Raw genomic sequence first — 15,531 nt, forward strand, 5'->3', positions numbered from 1 at the left:
AGTATTATGCTTGGCATAGTTTTTAGTTTATTTTTGCATCACTAATTCTTGTAAATTGTTAGCACACACAACATATACTCATCCCACAAGTACAGAATGGGTAACTTTTGTTCATGGAGCAGGAGGAAGCTCGACAATTTGGTTCAAACAAATTCGGGAATTCCGTAAGCATTTTAATATTCTTTTATTGGATTTGAGAGGACATGGGCGATCTAAAAACAACTTAAAGTCGTTGTTCGAAAAACGTTACACGTTCAAATCAGTAGCAAAAGATGTTATTGAGGTTCTTGATCATTTAAAGATTAAGCAAACCCATTTTGTTGGAATGTCTTTGGGGACAATTGTGATTCGACAATTGGCAGAAGATTATTCGGATCGTTTTCGATCGATGGTTATGGGAGGCGCAATTATGAAAATGAATTACCAAAGTCGTTTCTTAATGACAGTTGGTAACCTATTCAAACACATGATTCCATATCTTGTTTTGTATCGAATTTTTGCATTTGCAATTATGCCGAGAAGTGCTCATAAAGAATCACGTAACTTATTCATTAATGAAGCAAAGAAACTGTATCAAAAAGAGTTTTTAAAATGGTTTAAACTAACTGCTGATATCAATCCATTATTAAAATGGTTCAGAGAAGTTGAATTAAATATTCCGACGCTTTATGTAATGGGAGCTGAAGATCATATGTTTTTACCATCAATTCAGCAATTGATAAAAACACATAAAACATATTCTGAATTAATTGTAATTGATGATTGCGGGCATGTCGTAAATGTTGATCAACCTCAACTATTTAATGATAAAGTAATTGCTTATATCAATAGAATAAAGTAAAATCTAATTGAGATATCGCTTAAAAAAATTATAACCCAAATCATAGTATTTGGGTTTGTTGTTTCTAATGATATAATCGGAATCCTAATTTCAAACCAAGATTCGCATGTTTATTAAATAAAGCATGTACAAGTTCTTCTTCGTCAGCTATATCTTTGGCCAAGCAAAAATAATATTGATCCAGAATCGTACTAAGAATAGGCGATGGATTAATGTAGCCGGACAGGGCTTTTGCACCCGTCACATCGATAAAATACTGAAAACTTTCATCTTCTAAATCCAACTTCATTGTATTGGCAAAATGTACAATTTTGTCGGTTAATTTTCCTTGAAACATTTCTGCAATTTCTTCTAAACTGTAGTAATAATCACCAATTTGAAGTTGATTTTCATATCCTTCAAATACCAGATAAATGATTTTGTAATCTTTAAAGTGTTTGTCATGGTAAAGCAAATTATTCAAACTTTCTTCGAATCCTTCAAAACTATCCGTTGTTTTATAAACATTTGTAATTTGAAATTCCCGTGTCAAATGTGTTAAAAATTCTAATAACTGTGAGTTATCTTGTCTCTCTACATCTTCTACACATTCCAAACAAAATAATTTGAAATCATCTTCATTTCTATAATGTTCAAGTTCCATTTGATGATAAATTTTGTCTAATTTACAATTCATTCTATTATTTACAATGGCTATAAATTCTATTTTTTCATTAAAGAAAGCCGTTTTTCTTTTCAAAAACCGATAAATAGTCGAAATTTGTATCCTTATTTCAAGAGAATGAAACAACCACAAAGAGTATTCGATTTACCCCGATTTCAAGAGAAAAACACCCCTGATATTTCAATTTTCAATTACAAAGAAAAAGACGAATGGAAAGGGATTTCGACAACTGATTTTATTAATCGGGTAAATAATATCTCGAAAGGTCTCATCGCAAACGGAATTCAACCAAATGATAAAGTGGCTCTGATTAGTGAAAATCGTTTGGAATGGAATCTAGTTGATTTTGCGATTCAACAAATCGGAGCTGTTGTGGTTGCAATTTATCCAAATATTTCGGATAATGATTATGAGTTTATTCTAAACGATGCGGAGATTAAACTCTGTTTCGTAAGCAATGATCTCCTTTATCAACGGTTATTAGGAATAAAAGATACTGTTCCAAAACTTGAACAAGTTTATACATTTAACACTTATCCGCATACACCAAATTGGATAGAGCTCGTTTCGAAAGGAATTTCAATTTCAGACGAAACATTACAAACGATGATGGATAAAGTTAAATCTACAGATTTAGCAACTCTAATTTATACTTCCGGAACAACCGGAAACCCAAAAGGAGTAATGCTCTCACACGAAAATTTATTGGCTGATGTTAACAGTTCAGAATATTCTTTTCCGGTGAAAGCTTATGACAAAGCATTGTCTTTTCTTCCTGCTTGTCATGCATACGAACGTGTTTTCCAATATGTTTATATCAAAATGGGATTACCGGTTTATTTTGCACAATCGATGGATACAATCGGACAAGACATGAAAGAAGTACAACCGCATATTTTTTCAGCAGTTCCCCGTGTTTTAGAGAAAGTGTATGATAAAATTATGGCAACCGGTGAGCAATTGACCGGAATTAAAAGGGCTTTATTTTTCTGGGCAATTTCATTGGGCGAACAATATGATTTGGATGAATCGAAACTTTCTGTTTGGTACAAATTTCAACTAGGAATTGCACGTAAACTTATTTTTTCAAAATGGAAAGAAGCGCTTGGAGGAAATGTAAAAGGAATTGCATCCGGAAGTGCGACTTTACAAACGCGATTGTTAAAACTGTATTTAGCTGCCGGAATTCCAATCTACGAAGGTTACGGTTTAACAGAAGCCGGTCCTTGCCTGTCTGTAAATTGTATCAAAAGAGGAATGAAGATAGGGACCGTAGGTATTCCTTTAATTGATATTGAAATAAAATTGGCTGAAGACGGAGAGATTTTGGCCAAAGGAAAAAATATCATGAAAGGATATTACAAAAATCCTGAAGCAACGGCTGAAGTCCTAAAAGATGATTGGTTGTATACAGGTGATATTGGTGAATGGGTGGACGAAAAATTCTTAAAGATTATTGACCGTAAGAAAGAAATGTTTAAAACTTCCGGAGGAAAATACATTGTACCGCAGCAAATTGAAAAGATTTTATCAGAGTCTAGTTATATTGAACAAATAATGGTTGTTGGAGAAGGACAAAAATTTCCTGCAGCCTTGGTAGTTCCTTCGTACGCAAACTGCTTGGATTGGGCAAAAATAAATGAAACAGCTTTAATTAACTTATCTCGAGAAGAGTTTTTATCGCATCCTAAAATTTATGAATTAATTGGAAATGATATCAATACGTTGAATATTAATTTTGGAAATTGGGAGAAAATTAAAAAGTTTGTTCTTATTCCGTATGAATTTACCATTGAAGGTGGAGAATTAACACCAACATTAAAAATGAAGCGTAAAATCATAACAGAAAAATATAAAAATCAAATAAACGAACTATACCAATAAGACAAGTTAATTTCAGAAAAAAAGAATATAGTATACATGAATTTGAAGTAATCCTTCTCTCATATAATCCTTCTATTTTAAAAAAATGGAGGGATTTTTATGGAGTCATGGTTCCGTTTGAATATCCTTGGAGTATCTTATAATTTTCCTTTTTTATATTATCTATAAAACGTGAATTATCAGTATAAATAATGAAATCTACTTTATCTTTAACAACTCCATATGTTTTAAAGCCTTCATACAAACTATTTACTTGCAATTTATCATTGCTCTCTTTTATATAAATACTAAAAAAATGGTCATTAGTATCTCCAATAGGAACAAAATAATTTTTTGGTAAGTTTTTACAATCACAATTTTCTAAACTTAAGTAATATTTATTATTACATTGTAGTTCATATAATCTAAATTTTCCAACATCTTGGTACTTTTTAAAATCAGAATTACAAGAATATAATAAAAGAAATAAAAAAACTATATATCTCATTGTTTAAATAATTCTACCAACGAAGATAAATGTTTTAAAAGAAAATAAATATTTGAAGTTTTCACCATTTTACGTTACTTTCGACGAATTCTTTTCAAAATTACAAAACTATAAGTACGCTATGGAAGCAACCAGAATTTTTGATTTACCAAAACGTCAGCTGGAAAAGTTTCCCGATTTGCCTATGTTTGTTTCCAAACAAAATGGTGAATGGAAACCAATGAAAACCAATACTTTTTTGGAGCATGTCAACGAGATCTCAAAAGGATTAATTGCCTGCGGAGTTCAACCGGGTGAAAAAGTGGGGTTAATCTCAGAAAATCGTGTTGAATGGAATATGATAGATTATGCTATACAGCAAATCGGAGCTGTTGTGGTTGCAATTTATCCTAATATTTCAGATAACGATTATGAATATATTTTTAATGATTCGTCAATAAAAGTATGTTTTACAAGTAATTTAGATTTATACACCCGTATCAATCACTTAAAAACAAAGTTACCATCATTAGAGCAGTTGTATTCAATTGATGCATTTGACCAGACAGAAAGTTGGAATGTTTTAATCGAAAAAGGGAAAATAATCGGGCAAGAGGAAATCGACAAACGTTCTGCAAACGTTCGTCATGAAGATTTAGCTTTCTTGATTTATACATCCGGTACAACCGGAAATCCAAAAGGAGTGATGTTGTCTCATAAAAATATCATTGCCGATGTGATCGCATGTGAATATTCGACACCACTTATTCCTTATGACAGGGCTTTGACTTTTTTACCTGCTTGTCACGCCTACGAGCGTACAATTCAGTATTTATATGTGTACATGGGAATCTCGATTTATTTTGCAGAATCAATGGATAAGATTGGTGATAATCTAAAAGAAATTAAGCCTCATATGATAACCGCTGTACCTCGTGTAATAGAGAAAGTATATGAGAAGATTATGCAAACAGGGGGGCAGTTAACAGGTGTTAAACATAAAATATTTGATTGGGCAGTAAAAGTAGGAGATGAATTTGTTTTGGAAGAAGAACAACGTTCAATATACTATAATCTCAAATTAACACTTGCCCGAAAACTAGTACTGAAGAAATGGTACGAAGGTCTTGGAGGAGAGTTAAAAGCAATTGTTACCGGAAGTGCAGCGATTCAACAACGAATCGTACGCGTATTTCTAGCAGCTGAAATTCCAATTTACGAAGGTTACGGCTTAACAGAAGCTTCTCCGGTAATTGCTGTAAATTGCTACCGTAGAGGAAAAAAGATTGGGACAGTCGGTCCGCCTTTAAATGGTGTTGAAGTTAAATTAGCTGAAGACGGTGAAATTCTGGTGAAAGGAGATATTGTGATGATGGGGTATCATAATTTACCTGAAAAAACAGAGGAAGTAATTAAAGACGGTTGGTTATATACCGGAGATATTGGAGAATGGGTTGAAGATAAATTCCTGAAAATTGTTGACCGAAAAAAGGAAATGTACAAAACTTCCGGAGGAAAATATATTGTTCCACAACAAATTGAAATGAAAATGATAGAGTCTCCGTTTATTGAACAATTAATGGTCGTTGGTGAAGGAGAGAAATTTCCCGGAGCTTTTGTTGTTCCAAGTTTTTCTAATTTAAAGAAGTGGGCGAAACAAAATGCACCTGAAATAGATAACTTATCGCACGACGATTTTCAAAATAGTGAAGTGGTAAGAAAGAAATTGGAGGAGGAAATTAATCAACTCAATATACATTTTGGTCATTGGGAACAAATCAAGAAAATAGCCATTATTCCAAATGAAATGACTGTGGAAGGAGGAGAATTAACACCAACATTAAAGTTTAAAAGAAAAATTATTTTGGAAAAATACAAGAAGCAATACCAGGAGATTTTTAATCAATAGTATAAAAAGAGCTTTCATCTGAAAGCTCTTTTTAATTTCCTTATTTTTGCAAAAACAAACTAGATTGAATACAATTAAAATATACGCAAAACAAACGAGCAATTGGGGATTATTAATAGGAAGTTTCTTATTTTTTATGTGTTCAATTTATCTATTTATAAATGCTGATCGGGTGAATTCGCCTCTGACTGCACAAATTATAAGCGGTATTCTATTCATTCCGAGTTTATTACTCATCTATATTTCCATTAAAAAATTAAAGAAAAAACAATTGGTTTTATTGATAGATAAGAAAGGGATTGTCTACAAACCTTCTGAGAATCTTAATTACATGGAATGGGGAAAGATCTTGGAAATTGAAGAATTGAAATTACCTCGTCAACGGGTAATTAATATAAAAGTGGTTGATGCGGAAAATTTTATATCAAAGGAATCGCAAAAGCTTTTACAAACCCGCATGAAATTCTGGCAACAAATGTATGGAGCAGTAGTCTCATTCGATGCCAATACATTAGATCAAAATCATTTCGAGATTATGAATCATTTTGATGAATTTATGGAAGATTATAAGACTAATTTAACAGAAGATCTTTAATACTTTCGTGATAAATTGATAATTTCTTTTAAAAATATTCGAAGATGAAAAACAATCAACCAACCACAGAATGGCTAAAACTGTACAACGAAAAGAAAAGTAACTTACAATCCCAAAGTGATTTAAATCTTTATTTTTCTGCAGATGAAATTTGTGGAAAAAGATTGTTTCATTTAGATTTAGGAAATTATTCCTTTCCAACCGGCGAAATTCTCGTAAGAGATCCTTTGGTTTACTTGACAAAAGAGGAAAATCCTTATTTTATTTCAATTCCAACCGGTGTTTTTCCAATTACTGTTCTCGTTGTTCAATTTGAAGAAGATCATTATCGTTATGTAGGATTTAGATTGAAAACAAAAGATACGAAAGCTGTTCTATACACAGAAGCTTTGCTTGGTAATGAAGAATTACAGGATGTAGAAGATGGAGAATATTTTGGTTTTAGCGTAGATGCCGGTTTGGCGACTATTGTTGATGTGGCCACGCGGGATGCTTATGCTGCTTTTGAACAAGAATGGCAGAAGAATCATCCTGACGGAAATATTTATGATGATTATTTTGCAGCACTTTTTTCCCAAAGTTATCAGGATAAACCAGATTTTCAACGAGAAGGAGGCGATTGGATACGGTTTGATATTCCCAATACAAATTTAAGTATTCCTATGATTCAAAGTGGTTTTGGTGATGGGGTATATCCTGTTTATTTTGGATTTGATGATCACAATGAAATCTGTGAAGTGGTTGTTCAATTTATTGATATTGAATTAACAACGGAAGCGGAAGAAGAAGAAGAAGATTAATTTAAATCTGATGTTCAAATATTATCGAATTGTCACTATTTTTGCATTATGCAAATCGATTTACTTTATAAAAATTTAGGCATTAAAGAAATGAATGCAATGCAACGCTCTGCATTCAAAATGTCCGAAAATCAACGGGATTTAATTCTATTATCACCTACAGGTTCTGGAAAAACATTGGCGTTTTTATTTCCTGTTTTACGAGATTTAAAACATGAAGCAAAAGGTGTTCAAACATTAATTTTGGTTCCTGCACGCGAATTAGCGTTGCAAATAGAAACGGTTTTCAAAACTATGAAATCCGAGTATAAAGTAACATGTTGCTATGGTGGTCATAACACAAGAGTTGAACAAAATAATTTGTTAGAAGCTCCGGCAGTTTTGATAGGAACGCCCGGAAGAATAGCTTATCATTTACGCAACGAGAATTTTGATCCTTCGACTATTCAGACATTAGTATTAGATGAATTTGATAAAGCGTTGGAATTAGGTTTTCAAGAAGATATGAGTTTTATTGTTGATCAACTTTCAGGTTTACAACAACGTATTTTAACTTCTGCTACAGAGATGGAAAATATTCCTGAATTTGTAGGATTGAAAGAAGAGAAAATTGTTAGTTATTTAAAAAGTATTGAGGTAAAACCTGATTTACAGATGAAGTTGGTCAATACGATTTCTGAAGAAAAACTGGATACATTATTCAATTTGATTTGCAAGATAGGGAGTAAGCGAATGTTGATTTTCTGTAATCATCGTGATGCTGTAGATAGAATCAGTAATTTGTTACATGAGAAAGGAATTGCCCGTGAAAGTTTTCATGGCGGAATGGAACAAGATGAGCGTGAACGTGCTTTATTGAAATTCCGTAACGATTCGGTTCGTGTTTTAATTACGACAGATTTAGCAGCCCGCGGATTGGATATTCCGGAAGTAGATTCAATTATTCATTACCAGTTACCAGCAAAAGAAGCGGCTTTCATTCATAGAAATGGGCGTACTGCAAGAATGAATGCGAAAGGTTTTGTGTATTTAATTATCAGTAATGAAGAGCATTTCCCTTTTGTTAAAGAAAATTTACCTGTCGAAAATGTAGGAGGAACTTATAAAATTCCTGAGCGTACACCTTTTCAAACGATTTACATTTCTGCCGGAAAAAAAGATAAAGTAAACAAGGTTGATATCGTGGGATTTTTATTTAAAAAAGGAAACCTAGAAAAAAATGATGTCGGAATTATCGAAGTAAAAGATACGACTTCTTATGTTGCAATTAACCGAAAAAAAGTTCCTGATTTATTAAAGAAACTAAACGGACAGAAAGTAAAAAATAAGAAAGTAAAAATGCAAATCGCATATTAATCAATAACTTATAAAATATAATTTTATGCTAGCTCACCATGTGTTTTTTTGGTTGAAAGATGATGTAACAAAAGAAGAAATGAATACATTTCACCAAGCTTTGAAAGATTTAAAACCAATTGCTGAATCAACTTTTTTTCATGTAGGAACACCTGCAAATATTGAAAGAGATGTGATAGATGCTTCTTATTCATTCTCGTTGTTCTTAGCTTTTGAAACAATGGAGCAATTTGAAGCTTATCAAAAACATCCGCAACATCTCGAATTTTTGAATGGACCAAATAAATTAGCAAAGAGAGTTTTAATCTATGATGCAGATTAAAAGCTCTTTTTGAAATGATTTAGAGAATAATTCGTGAAAACATGATTTTTCTCTTAACTTTTATTGTTTAGAAGTTTTCTTAGAAAGAAATCCGTAAAGGAGAAAAAAACTAAATTTTTCATTTTTTTTTGTAGTTTGCAACTCAAAATTGATGGGATAAAATTATCAATTTGTTTTGTTAATGAACTAAACTCTTTATTATGAAAAACCTGCCTTTTAAATATGCGATTATTCTTTCTGTAGTTGCTTCGTTCGAATGTGTTAATGCTCAAGTCGGAATAGGAACGGATAACCCCAATCCTTCTTCATCTTTAGATATTTCCAGCCAAAATACAGGTGTTTTAATTCCTAGAATTAATTTGACTGCCACCGATTTATCGACTCCTATAAATAATCCTGAAAATTCTTTGTTAATTTTCAATACAGCTCAAAATGGTTCTGGAAAAAATGCTGTATTTCCAGGATATTATTATTGGTTGAAAAAAGATGGACAAACGGGAGAATGGATTAGATTAAGTCTAAGTCAAGAAGAGCCTTGGCGTATACAAAATACCACCAATGTTGCAACTGCCAATGACCAGAATATTTACCAACAAGGTAAGGTAGCAGTCGGTTTTACAGAAACGGATGCTGTTTCTGGTAAGCAAATGGAGATAAAAGGAGATTTTAAGACAGCTTATGAACGAGTGGCGCAAAGTGTAGGAATCGAAACATCTGGTGCAGTATCAGGTTCCCAATCTGTAAATTTATATAATAGAAATACTCAGGTATCGGGGCGTGGAACAACTCTTGACATGACCACAAGTAATATTACGCTGAGAAGTGGACGCAGTTCTGTTTTGGGCTCTTCTATAAGTATTTTGGATAATCGCCTCAATGTAGGAGCCCGTAATGATGTAGCAAGTCCGTTGAGATCACTTCTGAATATTGATTTTAATCCATCCAGTAAGGAAATGACATTATATTCGATTGCTTCAAGTTCTCCAATCCTGACCGGAAATCATTTTAAATCAGAAATCATTTTAGATGGAGCAAGAGGTATTAAATTTAATTTTAATACAAATGGAGCAACGGGTAATGAAGTGAATACAGACAGTTATATGTTTCCTCGTACAGTTGGAACAAAAGGTCAAGTACTTGTTGTAGGTGATATCCCATCTGGTGCTTCATACACCCAGTTAGAATGGAAAAATATAGCGGAGTTAAAAAGTGACAGTCACAATAGAATAAATTATTCGAATCAACTTCAAGATACAGGAAGAAAATGGATGAATGGAGCATCGATTAAAGAACTAACAACTGAAATTACGTTGGACAACTCTAAGAATAGTATTGTTCTTCCAAAAGAGCTTGAGCTATCACCTGTTACAAAAATAATTAATGTCCGATTAATTCACCAAGAAAGTACACGCATAACAAACAATGTTTTAAGTTATAATATGAATTCTCGTGAGTTGATTATGGAAGGAGAAATTCTTCCGAAAGGAAAATATTACCTTATACTTGAATTTTTTGAAAATATATAAAATACTACAATAGGAAGCAAATATTACTTTTTTATATAATCTCAGATTTAATAGTAATTTTTCAATTGATTTAAACGCTTTCGTTAGGTGAAAAATTATTCGTTTATCCTGTTTTTACTATCATCGTAAAATTCAATCCGAACTCTTTTCAAATCTATTCAAAGAAATTGTACTTTTGCATACGATTTCAGAGTTTTGAGATCAATAGAATATAAGCAATGATTATAGAGACAGAAGAAGAGTTAATCGGAATGAAAAAAGTCAGCGAAGCTGTAGCGGTAACTCTGAAAGAGATGAAAGATTATGTGAAACCAGGAATGTCAACCAAAGAATTGGATGATTTTGGAGCGGCAATCATGAAGAAATTTGGATGTAAATCTGCACCGTATGAGTCGTATCAATTTCCGGGATATACTTGCTTAAGTGTCAATGAAGAAATTTGTCACGGAATTCCAAGTGCTGATAAAATCTTAAAAGACGGGGATGTAATCAATATTGATGTTTCCGGAGAATTAGGTGGGTTTTGGGCAGATAACGGAGGTTCTATCGTTGTAGGAGAAGATGTAAATGGTCATCAAAAAATTGTTGACGCGTCTATTTCTGCTTTACAGAAAGCTATAGGAGCAGTAAAATCAGGTGTAAAAATCGCTGATATTGGTGGAATCATTGAAAAAGAAGCGAAAAAACATCATTACCATGTCATCGAGAATTTAACAGGACATGGAGTAGGGCGTTCCTTACACGAAGAACCATTAGATTTATTGAACTACAGAGATGTGTATGATAAACGTCGTTTTCGAAAAAATTCGGTTATTGCTTTAGAAACTTTTATTTCAGAGAATTCTCATGAAGCAATTGAACAAGCTGATGGATGGACAATGATAGGAAATAATCCCGGTGTATTTGCACAACATGAACATACTGTTCTGGTAACTTCTGAAGGTCCTATGATTTTAACCCACATGAATGGTAATTGGTAAAATTATATGAAAAAAAACGAATATATTAAAGTTGACCGCGAAGTGGTCAAAAAAATGAGTGAAGACATTCAGGCTTATTTAGTAGAAAATAACCTTGAGCGTGTTAAAACGAAAGACATGATGCCTTTTTTGATCGAGAAAGGGTATTTTCCGCACGATCGTAAAAAAGGATATCCCTTGCGCCAGATTCTTACTGATCTTAAAAAATCGGAGGAATTAAATTTACTGCCACAAGCCTTCCCGGAGTACCTGGAAGTTGAAAATAAAAAAACATCTACTTATTGGTATTTTAGCCCAATAAAATAATTTAAAAGCACTTTTTACGAAGTGCTTTTTTATTGTTATTAAATTGTTTAGTCTACTTTTTTGGAATATTAATTGATACGATTTTTCTTAGAATTTTAATTGTAACAAAAGAAATTTCATTTATTGATTTACATCAATGGCAATCATTCTTTGAGCATCTAACTTTGTGTCATCAATAAGTAATAAAAGATTAAATTAAACAAGATGAAAAAATTATTATTCACTTTAATATTATCAGCAGCATCATTATCTGCATTTGCTCAAAATTATACAAATGATAAAGCGCATTCAAAATTAGGATTCTCTGTTTCTCACATGACAATTTCTGATATTGAGGGACAATTTCAAAATTTTGAAGTTCACTTAAACTTAACAAAAGAAGATTTAAGCGATGCTAAATTTCATGTAGTTGCTGATGTTAATTCGATTAACACAGGAATTGAAGCACGTGATAATCATTTAAAATCTCCTGACTTCTTCAATACTGCAAAAAATTCTAAATTAGAATTTTCTTCAAAAGGTATTACTCGTGTTAAAGGGAATCAATTTAAAATGATTGGAGATTTAACATTAAATGGCGTAACAAAACCAGTTACATTAAAATTGGTTTATAACGGAAATATTAATAACAATGGTGTTAAAACATATGGGTTTACTGTGAAAGGTGATGTAAAAAGAAGTGATTTCAACATTGGAGGAAACTTCCCGGAAGCTGTTGTAGGAGATGTTGTAACCTTAACATCAAACTTAGAATTTGCTGCGCCTAAAGCAAAATAATAAATAAAATTATTAATCATAAAATAGTGGATTATACTACTTTAAAAGCGATAACTTCAAGTTTTTCTGCAACAGAAAAAATGCCTGTTTTATTTCTAGGACACGGCTCACCGATGAATGCAATCGAAGAAAATATTTTTGTAGAAGGTTGGAGAAATATTGGAAAAACGATTCCTAAAGCAAATGCCATAATTTGTATTTCGGCACATTGGGAAACTAAAGGTACGAAGGTTACGGCTTTACAGCAACCAAAAACGATTCACGATTTTTATGGTTTTCCTCAGGCTTTATTCGATGTTCAATATCCGGCTCCCGGAAGTCCGGAATTGGCAGAAGAGGTCAAACATTTAATTAAAACGACAACGATTGATCTGGATAAAATGTGGGGTTTTGATCACGGTTCATGGAGTGTCATTAAATTTTTGTATCCAGATGCTGATGTTCCAATGATAGAGTTGAGTTTGGATGTTTTTAAAACACCAAAAGAACATTATGAGCTGGCAAAAGAATTAGATGCTTTACGTCATAGAGGGGTATTAATTGTAGGAAGCGGAAATGTTGTTCATAATTTAAGAGCATTAAATTGGAACGAGCCAAACGCAGGATACGATTGGGCTTACGAAGTAAATGATAGCTTCAAAAACATTGTGCAATCCGGGAATCATGATGAGTTATTCAATTTTGTACAAAAAGGAAACGCATTTAATCTGGCCATTCCTTCTATGGAGCATTATTTACCTGCTGTTTATGCATTGGCATTACAAGGAAAAAAAGAAGAGGTGACAATTTTTAATGACAAGCTTATTTACGGCTCATTGGGAATGTTATCATTTAAAATAGGATAAATTAAACAATTTAAATCACAATAAAAACAAATCATTATGGCAACAAAATGGAATTTAGACCCTTCTCATTCAGAGGTTCAATTTAAAGTAAAACACATGGTAATTTCTACAGTGACAGGAAATTTTGATAATTTCAGTGCTGATGTAGAAAGCAATAGCGACGATTTTTCGAATGCAAAATTTGAATTTGATGCGAAAATTGATTCAATCAATACAAAAAATGCAGATCGCGATGGTCATTTAAAATCAGCTGATTTCTTTGCAGCTGATCAATTTCCAGAATTAAAATTTGAAAGTACTTCAGGAATTAAAAATGGAAAAATAGAAGGAACACTAGAAATTCGTGGAGAGAAAAAACCAATTACATTAGAAGCTGATTTTGGCGGTGTAATAAAAGATCCTTACGGATTAACAAGAGCCGGTTTTGAGTTTTCTGGCGATATCAATCGTAAAGATTTTGGTTTAGGGTGGAGCCAAGTAACAGAAGCCGGAGGTTTAGTTGTTTCTGATAAAGTAAAATTATTGGTAAATTTAGAGTTTACTCAAGCCCAATAATCTATAATTTTTAATAGCGAAAAAAGCCACTCTTGAAGTGGCTTTTTTATGTTATTTGTTTTTATTTTCCCAGAAAGTGGCATTTTTAATTCCGATCTCTTTAGGATTAAAGCCGGGGTTTTTAATTCCCTTTTTGCGCTTTTCCTTGTAATCTTTCCAGACTTTAAGACCAACTCCGCTTAACAGTAAAATTGCGATGACATTTACCCAAGCCATTAAGCCGACACCAATATCACCGATTGCCCAAGCAGTTTCAGCTGTTTTGATGGTTCCATAATAAGTCGCTCCTAAAAAGCAAATTCTTAAAATCCATACATAAACCTTTCTGTTTCCTTTTTTGAAAATGTAGGTAATATTCGTTTCTGCATAATAGTAATACGCCATAATTGTTGTGAAAGCAAAAAAGAATAAGGCAATCGCAACAAAGCTATTTCCGAAAGATGGAAAATGATAAGAAACAGCTGCTTGAGTAAAACCTGTGTAGTCAATTCCCGGAATATTTTGTGTGATAAAACTACCCGCTTTTTCAGGATGACTAACGTTATATTTACCGGTAAACAATATCATAAAAGCAGTAGCTGTACAAACAAATAAAGTATCAATGTAAACTGAAAATGCTTGTACCAAACCTTGTTGTGCAGGGTGATTAACTTCCGCAGCAGCAGCAGCATGTGGAGCCGTCCCTTGTCCTGCCTCGTTCGAGTAAATACCACGTTTTATTCCCCATGCGATTGCAGATCCAAATACACCGCTATATAGAGATTCTTGGTTAAATGCTGACGAAAGGATTAATTTTAAAACAGAAGGAATTTGATGAAAGTTCATCCCAATAATAATAAATGCCATCAAAATATAAGCACCTGCCATAAATGGAACGATAAATTCAGAAGCTTGTCCTAAACGTTTTACACCTCCAAAAATAATTAAAGCCAATAATCCGATGATGATAAAACCGACAATGTTGATTGGAATACCAACGAAGTGATAGAGAGGAACATCAAAAGCATTATTCAAAGCAGAAGAAATACTGTTCGATTGTACTCCGGGTAATAGAAGCCCACAACTGATAATTGTGATGATTGCAAATAATATAGCATACCATTTAATTCCTAATCCTTTTTCGATGTAGTAGGATGGGCCACCTCTGTATTCGCCATCAATTTCTTGTTTATAAACCTGCCCCAAAGTTGATTCTATAAAAGCTGAGGCACTTCCTAAAAAAGCAATGAACCACATCCAGAAAATAGCTCCGGGACCTCCCATCGCAATGGCTGTTGCTACACCTACAATGTTTCCGGTTCCAACCCGACCGGAAATGGCCAAAGAAAAAGCTTGAAAAGGTGTAATTCCTTTAGCAGATTTTTTCCCGCTAAAAAGAAGGCGTACCATATCTTTTATGTAGACAATTTGTAAAAATCCTGTTCGGATAGAGAAGTAGATTCCTGTTAAGGCGCAAAGTCCAATTAAAGCATACGACCATACGTAGCTACTTATGATATTGATGATATCATCCATTTGAGTATAAAATTTTTTGTTCTTGTGTTTATTTGTTCTGCTAAAATGCTAAAAAAATCTTAATAATGATATTTATTATGTCTATTTATTCAAAAAAAGAGAAAATCTAAATGTATGTAGAATTTATTTTAATTTTAATACTATTTAAATGAACTATTTAATTAGTGTGATATAAAATGTTTAAAATCAA

Annotated in this window: 16 protein-coding genes; 13 read left to right on the forward strand and 3 right to left on the reverse strand. The window is 32.7% G+C overall.

Annotation, left to right across the window (positions count from 1 at the left end):
• Positions 1 to 55: 55 nt before the first annotated feature.
• On the forward strand, positions 56 to 841 hold the full coding sequence (locus H277_RS0101270; RefSeq protein ID WP_019973750.1) for an alpha/beta fold hydrolase: 786 nt from the start codon (positions 56 to 58) through the stop codon (positions 839 to 841).
• A gap of 64 nt (positions 842 to 905) precedes the next feature.
• Here the strand turns inward: H277_RS0101270 and H277_RS0101275 are convergent, their stop codons facing one another.
• Positions 906 to 1,517, reverse strand: a complete 612-nt coding sequence (locus H277_RS0101275; RefSeq protein ID WP_244874862.1) for a DUF6642 family protein — start codon at positions 1,515 to 1,517, stop codon at positions 906 to 908.
• 105 nt (positions 1,518 to 1,622) lie between these two features.
• On the opposite strand from H277_RS0101275, the gene H277_RS0101280 reads away from it, so the two are divergent.
• Entirely contained in the window at positions 1,623 to 3,389 is a 1,767-nt protein-coding gene (locus tag H277_RS0101280; protein WP_019973752.1) for an AMP-dependent synthetase/ligase, read from the forward strand.
• Between the two features lie 97 nt (positions 3,390 to 3,486).
• On the opposite strand, the gene H277_RS0101285 is transcribed toward H277_RS0101280, so the two are convergent.
• Positions 3,487 to 3,876, reverse strand: a complete 390-nt coding sequence (locus H277_RS0101285; RefSeq protein ID WP_019973753.1) for a hypothetical protein — start codon at positions 3,874 to 3,876, stop codon at positions 3,487 to 3,489.
• 121 nt (positions 3,877 to 3,997) lie between these two features.
• On the opposite strand from H277_RS0101285, the gene H277_RS0101290 reads away from it, so the two are divergent.
• The 11 genes from H277_RS0101290 (at position 3,998) to H277_RS0101340 (ending at position 13,826) form a co-directional block, all read left to right on the forward strand.
• The gene (locus H277_RS0101290) at positions 3,998 to 5,764 is read left to right on the forward strand and encodes an AMP-dependent synthetase/ligase (RefSeq protein ID WP_019973754.1); all 1,767 of its coding nucleotides are present in this window, start codon (positions 3,998 to 4,000) and stop codon (positions 5,762 to 5,764) included.
• 64 nt (positions 5,765 to 5,828) lie between these two features.
• A complete protein-coding gene (locus H277_RS0101295; protein WP_019973755.1) occupies positions 5,829 to 6,359 on the forward strand; it encodes an STM3941 family protein in 531 nt (176 codons plus the stop codon).
• Between the two features lie 44 nt (positions 6,360 to 6,403).
• Entirely contained in the window at positions 6,404 to 7,159 is a 756-nt protein-coding gene (locus H277_RS0101300; RefSeq protein WP_019973756.1) for a DUF4241 domain-containing protein, read from the forward strand.
• 48 nt (positions 7,160 to 7,207) lie between these two features.
• Entirely contained in the window at positions 7,208 to 8,515 is a 1,308-nt protein-coding gene (locus H277_RS0101305; RefSeq protein WP_019973757.1) for a DEAD/DEAH box helicase, read from the forward strand.
• Between the two features lie 25 nt (positions 8,516 to 8,540).
• The gene (locus H277_RS0101310) at positions 8,541 to 8,837 is read left to right on the forward strand and encodes a Dabb family protein (RefSeq protein WP_019973758.1); all 297 of its coding nucleotides are present in this window, start codon (positions 8,541 to 8,543) and stop codon (positions 8,835 to 8,837) included.
• 200 nt (positions 8,838 to 9,037) lie between these two features.
• A complete protein-coding gene (locus H277_RS0101315) occupies positions 9,038 to 10,363 on the forward strand; it encodes a hypothetical protein (protein ID WP_019973759.1) in 1,326 nt (441 codons plus the stop codon).
• Between the two features lie 218 nt (positions 10,364 to 10,581).
• Entirely contained in the window at positions 10,582 to 11,343 is a 762-nt protein-coding gene (map, locus tag H277_RS0101320) for a type I methionyl aminopeptidase (RefSeq protein ID WP_019973760.1), read from the forward strand.
• A gap of 6 nt (positions 11,344 to 11,349) precedes the next feature.
• Positions 11,350 to 11,649 carry a hypothetical protein gene (locus H277_RS0101325; RefSeq protein WP_019973761.1) on the forward strand — a complete coding sequence of 100 codons (300 nt, stop codon included), beginning with the start codon at positions 11,350 to 11,352 and terminating at the stop codon, positions 11,647 to 11,649.
• 204 nt (positions 11,650 to 11,853) lie between these two features.
• The gene (locus tag H277_RS0101330; RefSeq protein WP_019973762.1) at positions 11,854 to 12,426 is read left to right on the forward strand and encodes a YceI family protein; all 573 of its coding nucleotides are present in this window, start codon (positions 11,854 to 11,856) and stop codon (positions 12,424 to 12,426) included.
• Positions 12,427 to 12,452: 26 nt separating this feature from the next.
• Positions 12,453 to 13,271, forward strand: coding sequence for a 4,5-DOPA-extradiol-dioxygenase (gene ygiD / locus H277_RS0101335; RefSeq protein ID WP_019973763.1), 819 nt, complete (start codon positions 12,453 to 12,455; stop codon positions 13,269 to 13,271).
• A gap of 36 nt (positions 13,272 to 13,307) precedes the next feature.
• The gene (locus tag H277_RS0101340; protein WP_019973764.1) at positions 13,308 to 13,826 is read left to right on the forward strand and encodes a YceI family protein; all 519 of its coding nucleotides are present in this window, start codon (positions 13,308 to 13,310) and stop codon (positions 13,824 to 13,826) included.
• Positions 13,827 to 13,877: 51 nt separating this feature from the next.
• On the opposite strand, the gene H277_RS0101345 is transcribed toward H277_RS0101340, so the two are convergent.
• Entirely contained in the window at positions 13,878 to 15,341 is a 1,464-nt protein-coding gene (locus H277_RS0101345) for an alanine/glycine:cation symporter family protein (protein WP_019973765.1), read from the reverse strand.
• Positions 15,342 to 15,531: the final 190 nt, after the last annotated feature.

It is taken from the genome of Empedobacter brevis NBRC 14943 = ATCC 43319 (assembly GCF_000382425.1).
GTDB lineage: Bacteria > Bacteroidota > Bacteroidia > Flavobacteriales > Weeksellaceae > Empedobacter > Empedobacter brevis.

Coding starts and splice junctions, on each gene's coding strand:
- H277_RS0101275 (WP_244874862.1), bottom strand. CDS start 1,517: ATGAATTGTAAATTAGACAAAATTTATCATCAAATGGAACTTGAACAT.
- H277_RS0101310 (WP_019973758.1), top strand. CDS start 8,541: ATGCTAGCTCACCATGTGTTTTTTTGGTTGAAAGATGATGTAACAAAA.
- H277_RS0101285 (WP_019973753.1), bottom strand. CDS start 3,876: ATGAGATATATAGTTTTTTTATTTCTTTTATTATATTCTTGTAATTCT.
- H277_RS0101325 (WP_019973761.1), top strand. CDS start 11,350: ATGAAAAAAAACGAATATATTAAAGTTGACCGCGAAGTGGTCAAAAAA.
- map (WP_019973760.1), top strand. CDS start 10,582: ATGATTATAGAGACAGAAGAAGAGTTAATCGGAATGAAAAAAGTCAGC.
- H277_RS0101340 (WP_019973764.1), top strand. CDS start 13,308: ATGGCAACAAAATGGAATTTAGACCCTTCTCATTCAGAGGTTCAATTT.
- H277_RS0101280 (WP_019973752.1), top strand. CDS start 1,623: ATGAAACAACCACAAAGAGTATTCGATTTACCCCGATTTCAAGAGAAA.
- H277_RS0101290 (WP_019973754.1), top strand. CDS start 3,998: ATGGAAGCAACCAGAATTTTTGATTTACCAAAACGTCAGCTGGAAAAG.
- H277_RS0101330 (WP_019973762.1), top strand. CDS start 11,854: ATGAAAAAATTATTATTCACTTTAATATTATCAGCAGCATCATTATCT.
- H277_RS0101305 (WP_019973757.1), top strand. CDS start 7,208: ATGCAAATCGATTTACTTTATAAAAATTTAGGCATTAAAGAAATGAAT.
- H277_RS0101345 (WP_019973765.1), bottom strand. CDS start 15,341: ATGGATGATATCATCAATATCATAAGTAGCTACGTATGGTCGTATGCT.
- H277_RS0101300 (WP_019973756.1), top strand. CDS start 6,404: ATGAAAAACAATCAACCAACCACAGAATGGCTAAAACTGTACAACGAA.
- H277_RS0101315 (WP_019973759.1), top strand. CDS start 9,038: ATGAAAAACCTGCCTTTTAAATATGCGATTATTCTTTCTGTAGTTGCT.